This is a genomic window from Rheinheimera faecalis (assembly GCF_021290965.1).
In the GTDB taxonomy this organism is placed as follows: Bacteria; Pseudomonadota; Gammaproteobacteria; order Enterobacterales; family Alteromonadaceae; genus Pararheinheimera; species Pararheinheimera faecalis.
Genome location: NZ_JAJOYT010000004.1, coordinates 267,684 through 281,789, shown reverse-complemented (window position 1 = coordinate 281,789; position 14,106 = coordinate 267,684). Strand labels below are relative to the sequence as shown.

15 protein-coding genes are annotated in these 14,106 nt (G+C 46.5%); all 15 read right to left on the bottom strand.

The window, feature by feature from the left end:
* Positions 1-3 precede the first annotated feature (3 nt).
* Entirely contained in the window at positions 4-2,208 is a 2,205-nt protein-coding gene (locus LSG34_RS09540; RefSeq protein WP_233008838.1) for a chemotaxis protein CheA, read from the bottom strand.
* A gap of 15 nt (positions 2,209-2,223) precedes the next feature.
* Positions 2,224-2,979 (bottom strand): protein phosphatase CheZ, encoded by a 756-nt coding sequence (locus LSG34_RS09535; protein WP_233008836.1) that lies wholly within the window; start codon positions 2,977-2,979, stop codon positions 2,224-2,226.
* A gap of 25 nt (positions 2,980-3,004) precedes the next feature.
* Complete coding sequence (gene cheY, locus LSG34_RS09530) at positions 3,005-3,376, bottom strand: chemotaxis response regulator CheY (protein WP_456300274.1); 372 nt, start codon at positions 3,374-3,376, stop codon at positions 3,005-3,007.
* A 54-nt stretch (positions 3,377-3,430) separates the two neighbouring features.
* Positions 3,431-4,150, bottom strand: a complete 720-nt coding sequence (locus tag LSG34_RS09525; protein ID WP_264346278.1) for an RNA polymerase sigma factor FliA — start codon at positions 4,148-4,150, stop codon at positions 3,431-3,433.
* On the bottom strand, positions 4,147-5,037 hold the full coding sequence (locus tag LSG34_RS09520; RefSeq protein WP_456300273.1) for a MinD/ParA family protein: 891 nt from the start codon (positions 5,035-5,037) through the stop codon (positions 4,147-4,149). Before LSG34_RS09520 ends, LSG34_RS09525 begins: the two co-directional genes overlap by 4 nt.
* Positions 5,030-6,448, bottom strand: a complete 1,419-nt coding sequence (gene flhF, locus LSG34_RS09515) for a flagellar biosynthesis protein FlhF (RefSeq protein ID WP_233008832.1) — start codon at positions 6,446-6,448, stop codon at positions 5,030-5,032. Before flhF ends, LSG34_RS09520 begins: the two co-directional genes overlap by 8 nt.
* A gap of 10 nt (positions 6,449-6,458) precedes the next feature.
* Positions 6,459-8,564 (bottom strand): flagellar biosynthesis protein FlhA, encoded by a 2,106-nt coding sequence (flhA, locus tag LSG34_RS09510; RefSeq protein WP_233008830.1) that lies wholly within the window; start codon positions 8,562-8,564, stop codon positions 6,459-6,461.
* Positions 8,565-8,670: 106 nt separating this feature from the next.
* Complete coding sequence (gene flhB, locus LSG34_RS09505; protein ID WP_233008828.1) at positions 8,671-9,798, bottom strand: flagellar biosynthesis protein FlhB; 1,128 nt, start codon at positions 9,796-9,798, stop codon at positions 8,671-8,673.
* 9 nt (positions 9,799-9,807) lie between these two features.
* Positions 9,808-10,581 carry a flagellar biosynthetic protein FliR gene (gene fliR, locus LSG34_RS09500; RefSeq protein WP_233008826.1) on the bottom strand — a complete coding sequence of 258 codons (774 nt, stop codon included), beginning with the start codon at positions 10,579-10,581 and terminating at the stop codon, positions 9,808-9,810.
* Positions 10,581-10,850, bottom strand: coding sequence for a flagellar biosynthesis protein FliQ (gene fliQ / locus LSG34_RS09495; RefSeq protein WP_046520359.1), 270 nt, complete (start codon positions 10,848-10,850; stop codon positions 10,581-10,583). The genes fliR and fliQ overlap by 1 nt, the downstream gene beginning before the upstream one ends.
* Positions 10,847-11,593: a flagellar type III secretion system pore protein FliP gene (gene fliP / locus LSG34_RS09490; protein WP_233008824.1), complete on the bottom strand. Its 747-nt coding sequence runs from the start codon at positions 11,591-11,593 to the stop codon at positions 10,847-10,849. The genes fliQ and fliP overlap by 4 nt, the downstream gene beginning before the upstream one ends.
* Before the next feature lies 1 nt (position 11,594).
* Positions 11,595-12,041 (bottom strand): flagellar biosynthetic protein FliO, encoded by a 447-nt coding sequence (gene fliO, locus LSG34_RS09485; protein WP_233008822.1) that lies wholly within the window; start codon positions 12,039-12,041, stop codon positions 11,595-11,597.
* Positions 12,041-12,430: a flagellar motor switch protein FliN gene (gene fliN / locus LSG34_RS09480; RefSeq protein WP_233008820.1), complete on the bottom strand. Its 390-nt coding sequence runs from the start codon at positions 12,428-12,430 to the stop codon at positions 12,041-12,043. The genes fliO and fliN overlap by 1 nt, the downstream gene beginning before the upstream one ends.
* Positions 12,431-12,432: 2 nt before the next feature.
* Complete coding sequence (fliM, locus tag LSG34_RS09475) at positions 12,433-13,521, bottom strand: flagellar motor switch protein FliM (protein WP_233008818.1); 1,089 nt, start codon at positions 13,519-13,521, stop codon at positions 12,433-12,435.
* Between the two features lie 12 nt (positions 13,522-13,533).
* Positions 13,534-14,061, bottom strand: coding sequence for a flagellar basal body-associated protein FliL (gene fliL, locus LSG34_RS09470; RefSeq protein WP_233008817.1), 528 nt, complete (start codon positions 14,059-14,061; stop codon positions 13,534-13,536).
* Between the last annotated feature and the right edge of the window lie 45 nt (positions 14,062-14,106).

The following is a 14,106-nucleotide window of genomic DNA, read 5'->3' as shown; positions in this document are numbered from 1 at the left end:
CTCTTAAGCTGAGAATTTGTCAAAGCGATCAAATTTAATTTTGGAGCGTTTGGCATAATGCTTCAGCAGGTTAGGCACATCCAGGATCAGCGCTATACCGCCGTCTGATGTGATAGTTGCGCCCGCCATACCCGGAGTACCTTGCAATAAAGCATCCAGAGGCTTGATCACCACTTCTTCCTGACCAATCAGAGAATCCACCACAAAACCAATTTGTTGTGTGCCTATTTGCACTATCACCACATGGCCTTGTTCGCGACGTATCTTCTTGCTTGAACCTTTCACCAGCCAATGCTCGAGATAAAACAGTGGGATAGCTTTGTTGCGTACTACTATCGTCAGCTGCCCATCCACATTGTTGGTTTTGGCTAAGTCGAGATGGAAAATTTCGTTCACTGTTGCCAAAGGCAAAGCAAAGGTCTGTTCACCGACTATGACCATTAAGGTTGGTAATATCGCCAGAGTCAGAGGAACTTTAATTTCTAATAAAGTACCCTGCCCTAATTTCGAATTGATATGCACTGTACCATTGAGTTGGGTAATTTTGGTTTTCACCACGTCCATACCCACACCACGGCCAGAAATATCGGAAATTTGCTCTTTGGTGGAGAAACCAGGGGCAAAAATCAGGTTAAAGGCTTCTGTGTCCGACATACGGGCAGCTGCATCAGGTTCAAGCACACCACGTTTAATTGCGATGGCTTTGAGTTTCTCCGGATCCATACCTGCGCCGTCATCTGTGATGGTTAACAGAATGTGGTCACCCGCCTGTGATGCAGCCAAGCGCACTAAACCTGTACGAGGTTTACCGGCTTTGACACGAACATCAGGCATCTCAATACCGTGGTCAACTGAGTTACGCACTAAGTGGACCAATGGGTCGGCCAGTGCTTCGACCAGGTTTTTATCTAAATCTGTTTCTTCCCCTTCCAGCTCAAGGTTAATTTCCTTTTGCAACGAACGGGCTAAGTCGCGTACAACACGTGGGAAGCGACCAAACACTTTCTTGATTGGCTGCATCCTGGTTTTCATCACAGCGCCTTGTAAATCGGCGGTAACTACATCCAGGTTAGCAATGGCTTTGCTCATTTCTTCGTTCTGAGCAGAACCTGACAAACTCACCAGACGGTTACGAACCAGCACCAATTCACCGACCATGTTCATGATCTGGTCAAGGCGTTTGGTATCAACCCGAACTGTAGTTTCTGGCTGGTTGGCTGCCGCTTTTGGATCCGCATCCGGATCTTTTGGAGCCGCCGCTACAGGAGCTGCTTTCGCTGCAACTGGTGCAGGTGCAGGCGCAGCTTTAACAGGTTCGGCAGCTTTTGCCGCAGGAGCCGAAGCTGGCACAACAGCAACAGGCGCTTTGCCTTTACCATGTAATTCATCCAGCAGGGATTCAAACTCATCGTCTGAGATATCATCACCGCCAGTTGCTTTGGCTTTTTCAGCTGCTTTGGCAGGTGCTTTTTCAGCAGGTTTAGATGCAGCAGCTGCAGCCTCGCCGGGGATAAAAGATCCCTGACCATGCAACTGGTCTAAAATAGCTTCAAATTCATCGTCAGTAATATCTTCGCTGGCGGTTTCTTTGGTCGCTGGAGGTGGCAAGTTGGCGGAAGTATCACGGCCAGGAGCACCGGTACCATGCAGCTCATCCAGCAAAGACTCAAATTCGTCATCACTGATTTCGTCGATGGAAGAAGAACTTTCAACAGCAGGAGCAGCAGCAAACTCAACGACTGCATCAAACTCTTCCATGCTGATTTCTGGTTCAGGTTCTGCAGCGATAGCATGGTGTGCATGCTGTTCGTCTTCTGACTCAGGCATACTCAGGCGATGCAAAGCTTCGATAATAGCGGGGTCAGCTGGCGTCAGAGGTTCGCGGTTTTGCACATCGGCAAACATAGCGTTAACCGCATCCAGGGCCTGTAAAATAACATCCATCAATTCTGCAGTGACACGACGTTTGCCGGTACGCAAAATATCAAACACGTTTTCGGCGCCATGGCAGGCGTCAACTAATTCAGTCAGCGATAAAAATCCAGCGCCACCTTTGACGGTGTGGAAACCACGGAAAATGGCATTTAATAAATTTGCGTCATCCGGATTATTTTCCAACTCAACCAACTGCTCTTGCAGTAGTTCAAGGATCTCGCCGGCTTCGACTAGGAAATCCTGTAAAATATCCTCATCTAAATCAAAGCCCATGCTACAGCTCCCCTTTTAGAAACCTAAACTTGATAATAAATCGTCCACATCATCCTGACCGGACACCACGTCATCACGCTCTGCTGCGTCAATAATAGGGCCTTCAGCTTCGTGACCTGCTTTTGGTTTTTTCGATACGGCGGCTGGTCGTTCTTCCATACTTAAATTGGTTTGGCCAAAGGCCGTTAATAAACCAATTAAGCTGTCTTCCACTTCCCGGACCAATTCAATGACCCGCCGTAAAATTTGACCTGTTAAATCCTGATAATCCTGAGCCATCAATACTTCGGTCAGCAGTGCATGTAAGGTAGCAGAGTTTCCGGTGGCCTGATGTAAAAAGCCATCAAGATTGTGACATAAGGCTTTGAACTCTCCGACTTTTAAGTCGCGACTCATCAATTTCTGCCACTTGGGCAAAATAGATTGTAAGTGCGAGTTGAGTTCATCGGCGATAGGGAGACAGTTTTCGACCGCATCCATGGTTTTGTTCGCAGCCTGCTCTGTCATATCGATGACATGATTCAGCCGTTTTTTTGCATCCGGAATATCATCTTCCAGCAAAGAACTTAAGGATGGGTCAATTTGGAAACTTTTCAGCGAGTCATGCAATTGCCGGGTTAGTTTTCCAACCTCGGCAAATAACTCGGAGGAACCCGGTACAGCCAGCTGTTGCACCAGTTGGTTAGCAGATTCGGTTTCACCGAATTCAAGCAACTGAACCAGTTCACGGGCCTGCTCTAATGAAATCAAGGGTGCCGTAGCTACAGACATGGTGTACTCCTTTGTCAGTTACGGTTTAACCCAGGCGTTCAAATACTTTAGCCAGTTTTTCCTGTAAGGTTGCAGCAGTAAAAGGTTTGACGATGTATCCATTCACACCAGCTTGTGCAGCTGCAATGATTTGTTCCTTTTTCGCTTCAGCAGTAACCATTAACACAGGAATATGCTTCAGTCTGGCATCAGCACGAATTGCACGTAACAAATCGATACCTTGCATCCCAGGCATGTTCCAGTCAGTGACTACAAAATCAAAATCACCGTTTTGCAGCATAGGCAAAGCCGTACTGCCATCATCAGCTTCAGATACATTGGTGAAACCAAGGTCTCTTAACAGGTTTTTTATAATACGTCTCATGGTTGAGAAATCATCAACCACAAGAATTTTCATATTCTTATCCAAAATCCCCTCCGGTGAGAGCCCAAGCTGGACTAACTCAAACTATTACAACCAATCCTGCATTCTGGAGCGCAAGCGCACCAGCGCCTGACTATGAATTTGACTGACCCTGGACTCGCTGACATCCAGCACAGCACCAATCTCTTTCAAATTTAGTTCGTCATTATAATACAGCGACAACACTATAGCTTCTCGTTCCGGTAAGCTACTGATATTTTTTATCAACGCCTGTTGAAATGCATCAGTTGCCTGCTGTTCGTACAAATGATCATCATCTTTGTCATTTGCCGTCACTAACACATCATCCGAGATGCCCAGATCTTCGATACCAATAATGCGACCACTGCTGGCGTCACTGAGCATATGATGATACTCATCTAAAGATATATCAAGTTTTTCAGCAACTTCACTATCTTTTACATCACGACCCAGTTCGGATTCAAGTTCAGAAATAGCTTCAGCTATCATGCGGGAATTGCGGTGAACAGAGCGCGGAGTCCAGTCGCCACGACGGATTTCATCGAGCATAGAACCGCGGATACGAATACCGGCAAAGGTTTCAAAGCTTGCGCCTTTACTGCCATCAAAGTTTTTTGCAGCTTCAATCAGACCTATCATGCCGGATTGAATTAAATCATCCACCAAAACACTGGCAGGTAAGCGGGCTAACAAATGGTAGGCAATACGTTTAACCAGAGGCGCATGCCGTTCCACCATTTGTGTCAGATGATCCGCGGCACCGTAGGCCGCAAGTTTGCTATTCAAACCAGACCTCTCGCTTCAGGTTGTTGTACCAATTGTTCCAGGAAAAACTCCAGATGGCCGGACGCTACGGGTGGCACTGGCCATTGCACTGCACGGGTAGCCAAAGTACGAATGGCTAAAGAGGCCGGAGTTTTTGGAAAGGCATCAACAAAAGCTTTTTGCTTACGCGCCGCTTTTCTGACGTTTTCATCAAATGGAATAGTCGCGACCAACTCTAAGGTGACATCAAGGAATCTATCGGTCACCCGGCTTAGCTTGGCAAAAAGTTCTTGCCCTTCCTTCAAACTGCGCACCATGTTGGCAACAATTTTAAAACGTTGTACACCATGTTCACGACTCAATATTTTCATTAAGGCGTAAGCATCAGTGATAGAAGAAGGTTCATCACAGACCACAACCAACACGTCTTGTGAGGCACGGGAGAAGCTTAATACCATATCGGAAATGCCAGCGGCTGTGTCTACCAGTAAAATATCAAAACGGGTGCGCATTTCGCTAAAAGCACGGATAAGACCGGCATGTTCGACTGGTTTTAATTCGGTCATAGATTGAGTGCCTGAAGTCGCTGGCACAATTTTGATACCAAAAGGCCCTTCAATAAGAATGTCATCCAGTTCTGCTTCGCCGGACAACACATGAAATAAGTTTTTTTGCACCCGAAGCCCAAGCATGACGTCACAGTTCGCTAACCCAAGGTCAGCGTCCAGCACCAATACTTTTTTCCCAAGCTGAGCCATAGACATGGCAAGGTTCAGCGTCACGTTGGTTTTACCAACGCCACCTTTACCGCCTGTCACTGCTATGACTTTTACTATCTGTTGCTGCTGTTGTTGCTTCATTCTTCTCAGGCCACTGGCTTGATCATCATTCATCGGAAGATTATGCATAGGTTCCTTCCACCCGGGCCGTCGTATCTGAATACCACTGATAACCCGTACTACTGTTAGAGGTCCGTAACTGCTCTGCCTTGGCAACCATTGTTTTCGCTTCGGCCATCTCGATATCCTCAGGGACTCGTTGGCCGTTGGTCAAATAACTGACCGGTAACGCATTTTGTATTGCCACGTTAATGATTTCTCCCAAACTTAAGCATTCATCAAGTTTGGTGAAAATACAACCCGCTAATGGAATACGTTTGAAATGTTCAACGGTTTCCTGCATCACGCGAGCTTGAGATGTTGCAGACAATACCAGATAACTTTTTATTTTAACACGCGAATTATGCACTAAAGACGCAAGTTTTTCAGCAAGACGAACGTCACGCTGACTCATACCTGCGGTATCAATCAAAATTAATTTACGTTGTTGTAACTGATTTAACAGAGTCGCTAACTCTTCGCTGTCTTTAACCTGTTTTACCGGACAACCAATAATGCGACCAAAAGTGGCTAATTGCTCGTAAGCACCAATGCGAAACGAATCTGTAGTAATTAACGCCACCTGATCCGCACCATGGCGTTTGGCAAACTGAGCAGCCAGCTTGGCCACAGTCGTGGTTTTGCCCACGCCTGTAGGGCCTACCAGAGCCACTACGCCGCCACGGCGCATAATATCGTCATTGGTCGTGATCAATTGACCAGTTAATAACTCTAACGCACTGTCCCATGCTTCAGCATCGCTGATATCTTCTGGCATAAAACAAGCGATTTGATCGGCGACCGGTTCAGATAATCCCAGTGCCAGCAGTTTTTCAATCACCATGGCACGCACAGGCTCACGACGAGCTAAATCCTGCCACATTAAACCTGAGACCTGGTGTTGCAGCAGTTGTTTCATCGACGACATCTCACTGCGCATAGCGTCAAATTGCTTTTGCATCAGCTTGGCTTGCTGCTCCTGATAACGGGTCAGTTCAGTCAGGTTCACTACTGGTGCGCCGGAAGATTGACGTTCGTTGTCCGAAGGTGTTGAATTTGCAACCGAAAATAGCGCGTTGGTCGCAGCAGCCGTTTTTGCAGCCGCCATTTTATTGGCAGAGATAGCCTGAGCAGCTGCTGGTTGTTTACTGATTTGACGGGCGAGCAGAGCTTGCAGAGAATCGGCAGGCACTTGCTCTGGTTCATCATCTATTTTGATATTCAAACGACTACCTACCGCAGGCTGAGCTGCAACTTTAGCTACAACAGCAGGTTCAGCCGCAGCCACAGATGGCGTGGCTTCCGGGTCTATTGCCGCTACAATTTCAACGCCGCCAGCCACTTTTTTATTCGACAGAATAATGGCATCAGGGCCTAAAAACTCTTTGACTTCTGTCAGAGCGGTACGCATATCTTTGGCAACAAAGCGTTTGATTTTCATAGCTTAACTCCTAATTCGACTGGCCTACCACACTGACAATACGGATTTGTTTGTTGTCAGGGATCTCTTGGTAGGACAAAACCCGTAATCCTGGAATACTGTACTTCACGAATCGTGCCATAACTGATCGCAGAATGCCGGAAGTCAATAAAACGGCTGGTTCGCCAGCTAATTCCTGATTTTGACAAGCAGTGGCTAAAGACTGCTGAATACGTTCTGCAAGGCCCGGTTCTATGCCTGCACCATCATTTCCAGCCGATTGCATTGACTGATGTAACATCTGCTCCAAGTCAGGCGCAAAGGTGATCACAGGCACTTCTGGCGCACTGCCCACCACTTCCTGAATGATCAGCCGCTTTAACGCCACACGGCAAGATGCAGTTAACACGTCAACATCCTGACTCTTCGATCCATAGTCCACTAAGGTTTGTACTATGGTACGCATATCACGAATAGGCACGCCTTCATGCAGCAGGTTCTGCAGTACTTTCACTACGACTGTCAACGGCAAGGTATCAGGCACTAAAGCATCCACCAGCTTAGGTGAAGATTTAGCCAGCATATCCAGCAGGTTCTGCACTTCTTCATGCCCCAGCAACTGAGCTGCGTTATTGGTTAAAATCTGGCTTAAATGAGTGGCCACTACAGTTGCCGCATCCACTACTGTGTAGCCTAAGGTTTGAGCATGCTCACGCTGGTTTTTTGCTATCCAGACTGCCTCTAAACCAAAAGCAGGATCTTTAGTGGCTATACCTTTGACAGTACCAAACACCTGACCCGGGTTGATCGCCAGTTCGTTATCGTGCCTCAGTTCTGATTCCCCTGTCGTGACACCCATCATGGTGACACGGTAGGTATTAGGCTCTAAATCCAGATTGTCGCGAATATGCACAGCAGGGATCAGGAAACCCAGCTCCTGAGATAATTTTTTACGCACGCCTTTAATACGGGTCAGCAATTCGCCGCCCTGGGCTTTATCGACGAGTGGAATTAAACGATAACCTACTTCCAAACCTATAGTGTCCACTGGCTGTACATCGTCCCAGCCAATTTCTTTGACAGGCGCCATTTCAACAGGAGTGGTCATTTCAGCTTTTTTGATCGCTGCTGCTTTTTCAGCTGTTGGGTTTTCCACCCGGTATAAATAATAAGCCGCACCACCCACAATAGCGGCAAGGCTTAAAAAGGCGACATGAGGCATCCCAGGTACTATACCCATAATGACTAAAATGCCTGTCGCAATAACCAATACTTTAAAGTTACTAAACTGGCCCGCCATCAGGGTGCCAAAATCACCCTCTTTATTTTGACGGGTGACGATAATGGCGGTACCCACGGACAACAACAAACCTGGTATTTGCGCAACAAGACCATCACCAATGGTCAATAGGGTATAAATTTCTACCGCTTCCATAAAAGGCAAATCGTGCTGCAATACACCTATGACTAAACCGCCGATGATATTGATCACCATAATAACGATGCCCGCCATGGCATCGCCTTTTACGAATTTGTTCGCACCATCCATCGAACCGTAAAAATCAGCTTCTTCACCAATTTGTTCACGACGTTTGCGAGCCTCTTCAGCATCAATAAAACCGGCGTTTAAGTCAGCATCAATCGCCATTTGCTTACCAGGCATAGCGTCTAAGGTAAAACGGGCTGTCACTTCAGAAATACGTGCAGCACCAGAGGTGACGACCATCATATTGATAATAACGAGGATAATAAAAACCACAAAACCTACAGCGTAGTTACCGCCTATCACCACTTCACCAAAGGCTTCTACCACCTTACCCGCTGCATCCGGGCCGTTATGGCCTTCCAATAAAATAACCCTGGTACTGGCGATATTCAGCGTTAAACGCAAAATAGTAGCCACCAGAATAACGCTGGGGAAAATGGCAAAATCTAAGGGTTTTCTGGTGTAAATGGTGATTAATAGCACCACCAGGCCTAAGGTGATATTAAAGGTAAATAAAATATCCAGCATCAAAGGCGGTAAGGGTAATACCACCATGGCAAGAGCTGCCAGGATCATTAACGGAGTGCCAACACCTTTGGCATAAGACCATACTTCGGGATTAACACGGGAAAACATTTGGGTCATCGACATAAAAAGCCTGACAAATTACTGACGCTACAGGCTGTTATACAAAAACTGTTCCATAAAAATGGGGTCAGATCACATTATTAAATGCTAATGTGATCTGACCCCATTTTTAATGGCGGAAATCTTCAGGAATAGGTAAGTCTCTTGCCAGATTTTTCGGTCGTTTTCCTTTGCCTTTTTTGTACATATTCAACTGATACACATAAGCCAGAACCTGAGCCACAGCCGCAAATAACTGCTCTGGAATAGGATGATCAAGTTCAGTGGTATAAAAAATCGAACGGGCTAAAGCCGGTGACTCCAGCACAGGCACTTTATTTTCTTCAGCTAAACGTCGGATATAAAGCGCGACTTCATCAGCCCCTTTCGCCACAACCACAGGCGCTCTGAATTTGGCCTGATCGTACTTCAGCGCTACCGCAAAGTGAGTCGGGTTAGTGACAACAACATCTGCTGTAGGCACAGCGGCTATCATACGACGACGGGCCGCCTGATATTGCAAGCTACGAATACGGCCTTTCACCCTGGGATCGCCCTCAGAATTTTTGTATTCGTCTTTGACTTCCTGCAACGTCATTTTTAATTCTTTATGATGTTTCCACATCTGGTAAGGCGCATCGATGGCGGCAATGACAATAACGCTGAAACAAATGCCAAAAAATACCCAGGCTAAAATTTCAGCAGAGGCAAAAATATCCTCTGGATTGGTCATCAAGGATAAGGCCATGATGTCGTCAAAGAAGGTGGACAACAACGCAAAAGTTAAGCCGCCGATCACCAGTACTTTGGCAATACTTTTAATCAGTTCGACCATAGCCTGCAAGCCAAACATCCGTTTGATACCTGCAAACGGACTCAATTTACTCCATTTAAAACCTACAGCTTGCCAGGTAAAGTTGTAGCCGCCAATCAGCACACTACCGACATAAGCAGCTAACAAAATCAGCAAGAAAAACTTCAGTAAGCCGGGAAACAATTCAATTAATGCATCCTCCCAGACGGAGAACATCGAATAAGGATTAAAAATATCTTTTTCATCCAGCGACAGTAAACGACGACAAACCTCCAGTACAGAACCAGCTATCTCTTTACCGAAGATTAAAATACCTGCGCTGCTGCCCACCAATACAGCAAAAGTAGCCAGATCGCGGGAACGCGCCACCTGACCTTTCTTTCGGGTGTCTTCGAGTTTTTTACTGGTGGGTTCTTCGGTTTTTTCCTGGCCTGAGGTTGCCATAAGCTACTCCTAACAGCCAATTAACTTGCAGGTGTATTCAATACCATGCTGCCAGTTCAGGTTAAAATGAAATAGGAAGGTGTCCATCGTCAGCCACATAATAAGCAGACCTGCCAACATGCTGATAGGCATACCTATAGAGAAAATATTTAACTGCGGTGCTGTTCGGGTTAACACACCAAAAGCTATGTTTACCACCAACATAGCTGTTACAGGCGCCAATGTAATGGCTAGCGCTGTAACTATAATCCAGCCGCCAAATTCGGCCACTTGCCAGTATTTATTCACATCCATCCACTGGCCATTAATAGGCAGCGACTCAAAACTAAAGACAACCATCTGAAACATAATCAGATGTCCGTCATACACCAAAAATAACAAGGTGGCTAAAATCAGATAAAACTGACCTATAGCTGGCACAGACACACCGTTGGCAGGGTCTGCCATAGCGGCAAAACCTAAACCGGTTTGAGTCGCCAGTATTTGACCTGCAGTAACAAAAGCCTGCACAAAAATTTGCGAGATAAAACCTATCGCCAGCCCTATAACAATTTGCTGGATCATCTGCACCACCAGATTCAGTGACATCAGGTTGACGTCTTTCACCGGAGGAACAACAGGCATAATCATCACGATAAAAGCGGCACAAAAGGCGGCTTTGACCCGGGTTGGAATATTTTTGGCGCCAAAAGCCACCATTATAAACATCATGGCGGATACACGGGCGAAAGGCAGCATAAAGTCAGCAATAACCTGAAGTAACTGCTGCAGTGGGTATTCCATCAGCTGACAACCGTTGGAATGCTCAGATAGAGCTTCTCGGTGTAGTCCATCAGGGTTTGAGTTAACCAATGACCACCGTACATCAGGGCCAGCAAAGTGACGATTAGACGAGGTAAAAAACTCAAGGTTTGTTCGTTGATTGAAGTTGCAGCCTGAAAGATAGACACAATCAAGCCGACAATAAGCGACGGAATAATGGCCATGGAGACAATTAAGATCACCAGCCACAGTGCGTCACTTAATATATCAACAAAAACCTCTGGACTCATGTACCCACTCCGTAGCTGGTGGCTAAAGTCCCCATCACCAGTAACCAGCCATCCACCAATACAAACATCATCAGTTTAAACGGCAAGGCAATAATCATAGGGGATAACATCATCATACCCATGGCCATCAGGATACTGGCAACGACCAGATCAATGATTAGAAAAGGAATAAATATCATAAAACCAATCTGAAAGGCTGTTTTCAGTTCACTGGTAACAAAAGCAGGGATCACTATAGTGATAGGTAAATCGGCTACATTATCAACCTTAGGTGTTCCTGCTATCTCAGCAAAGGTTTCTAAATCTTTCATCCGGGTTTGATGCAGCATAAAAGCCTTCATCGGTTTTATCGCTTCATCAAAGGCCTGAATTGAGGTGATTTGTTCTGCAAGGTATGGCTGCAAGGCTTTTTGATTCACCTCATCAAACACAGGCGCCATGATAAAAAAGGTCATAAAGACTGTAATACCAATCAGAACCTGGTTCGAGGGTGACGACTGCAAGCCTATGGCCTGACGCAAAATAGCCAGCACCACAATAATACGGGTAAAACAGGTCATCATAATTACCATAGCTGGCAGGAAACTCAGCGCTGTCATCACCGCCAGTACTTGCAGCGTGACACTATACTCCTGTGTGCCATCCGGACTGGTGGTGACAGATAAGGCAGACAAAGCGCCGCCCTGCTGAGCTAACAGATCAGGGGACAAAAATAACAGAACTAGTGCGAATAATGGCCACATATTAAGGTTTCGACTTTTGTTTTTGTAGAAGTGCCTGAAACTGAGTACGCCAGTCTGGCGCAGCCTGATCGTCAACCAAAGGTTGGTCTAATTCAAATAACATATTAATCTGGTTAGCCGTCACACCCAAGACCCGCTGTTTGCCCTGCACTTCAATCACCAGAATGCGTTCACGGGGACCCAGCATCACAGAGCTGACAATTTTAATATGGCTGGAACCTGGCAGTTTGATTGCCAGCTTTTTGTACAACCAGGCCAAACCAAACAATAAACCAAGCACAATGATCAAAGAGCCAAACACATTCATAATGGTCATGGCGTTCATGCCATTGCCTTGTGCTGTTGGCGCAGTAGCTGCCGTTGTGCTGGCGGCTACCACAGTTTCAGCTGCACTTGCCAGTAAAGGGCGGGCCAGACACAATGCCATCACAGGATAAAACAATCGCATTAGCGCAGCTTCTTGATACGTTCAATCTGACTGATCACATCGGTCAGACGAATACCAAACTTATCGTTGACCACTACCACTTCACCGTGCGCAATTAAAGTGCCGTTGACTAATACGTCCAGTGGCTCACCCGCTAAACGTTCCAGCTCAACCACAGAACCCTGATTCAGTTGCAACAAATTACGGATACTGATTTTGGCGCGCCCTACTTCCATAGAAATGGTGACTGGTATATCTAAAATGGTGTCCAGTTTACGTTTCTCATCGACAGTCAGCTGAGCCGGTTCTTCTTTGAGTTCATCCAGTTCAACCGCAGAAGCGCCCGTGTCGCCTTCAGCTTCGGCTAAAGCTGCTGCCCATTCGTCCATGGTATCTTGTTCATTCGCCATGATTATCTCTCCACACGTTCAGATAAGTTTAAATCCGCTTCCAGTTCACTGATATCTGCATCGCTGTCCAGGCGGCGACCGCCCTTAGTGAACACATGCATCTCTGATTTAACGGACTCAGGTCGTTTAATTTTTTCGATAATTTTTAATGCGATATTGTCGCGCGAGCGTCCCATCTTGGCTCTGTACGTTGGTAAATCTTCAATCAGCACTGTGATGTGATCAGGCATTTCTACCGGAATGATATCGCCAGCCTGCAAGTTCATCAGCTGCTCCAGTGTGATATCGACATCCAGCATTTTGGTGGTCAGATCCACTTTCACATCCATGATTTCGTCACGCAGGGCTTTACTCCAGCGCAAGTCAGTGTCTTCTTTATCACTTTGCACACCAGCATCCAGCAATTCGCGGATAGGTTCCAGCATCGAATAAGGCAAAGCCACGTGGAAGTCACCACCACCACCATCCAGCTCAATATGGAAAGAGCTGATCACCACCACTTCAGTTGGACTGACTATGTTGGCCATAGCCGGGTTCACTTCGGAATCCAGATATTCAAAGGACACGTCCATCACAGGAGCCCAGGCTTCTTTGTAGTCTTCAAAGATAAGCTTTAACAGCATCTGGATGATACGACGTTCGGTTGGGGTAAATTCGCGACCTTCGATTTTGGCGTGATAACGACCATCGCCCCCAAAGAAGTTATCCACCAGAATAAACACCAGACGAGCTTCCATCGTAATAAGGCCTGTGCCTTTTAACGGACGGAATCGCACCATGTTTAAGCTGGTTGGAACAAAGAGGGTGTGCACGTATTCACCAAATTTAATCATCTGCACGCCATTAATCGAAACCTCGGCGGTACGGCGCATCATATTAAACAAGCTGATCCGCATATGACGGGCAAAACGTTCATTGACCATTTCGAGCGTGGGCATACGACCACGCACGATACGATCCTGTGAGGAAAAGTCGTATTCAGTCGCAGATCGCCCGCGACCGTCGCCACTTTCCTCGACCTCTTCTTCTTCGACGTCATCGACACCATGTAATAGCGCGTCAATTTCGTCCTGGGACAATAAATCAGTCAAGCTGTTGCTCTCTTATTGCATCACAAAGCCAGTGAACAGTACTTCTTCCACTACTTCACTGCCGGCCACGCCAACTAAGGCTTCCTGCACTTCTTTCAGTGCTTTTTTCTTTAAATTTTCTTTGCCTTCAACCGTAATCAATTCTTCGGCATTGCTGGTACTGAAAGTACGTAACAAAGTGCTTTCAATCAAAGGAATATGCACTTTGGCCGTTTCCTCATTGTTACTGCCACGCACTAACAACTGCACCTTAATTTGCACCAGACGATCTTTGGTTGCACCTGGCACATTAAAAATAAAAGGTCTGGGCATACTGACATACAAAGCGGAGCCCTTATCAGCCGTAGCATTTGGATCTGCCGCTACAGCTGTTTCCGCTGCGCCAGCTTCTGTCGGAGCAGGTGCTGCTGAATCACCGGACATCATCAATACTGCAACTACAGCGACAACGGCAAGCAGCACAGCTGCACCAATGATGATGATCAGCTTTTTCTTTTTCGCCTGGCCGTCACCAATTTCTAAGTCTTTACCCGCCGCCATTTTTATTCCTTATTCGCGTTGATGAAACCGTATTATTGACCTTGG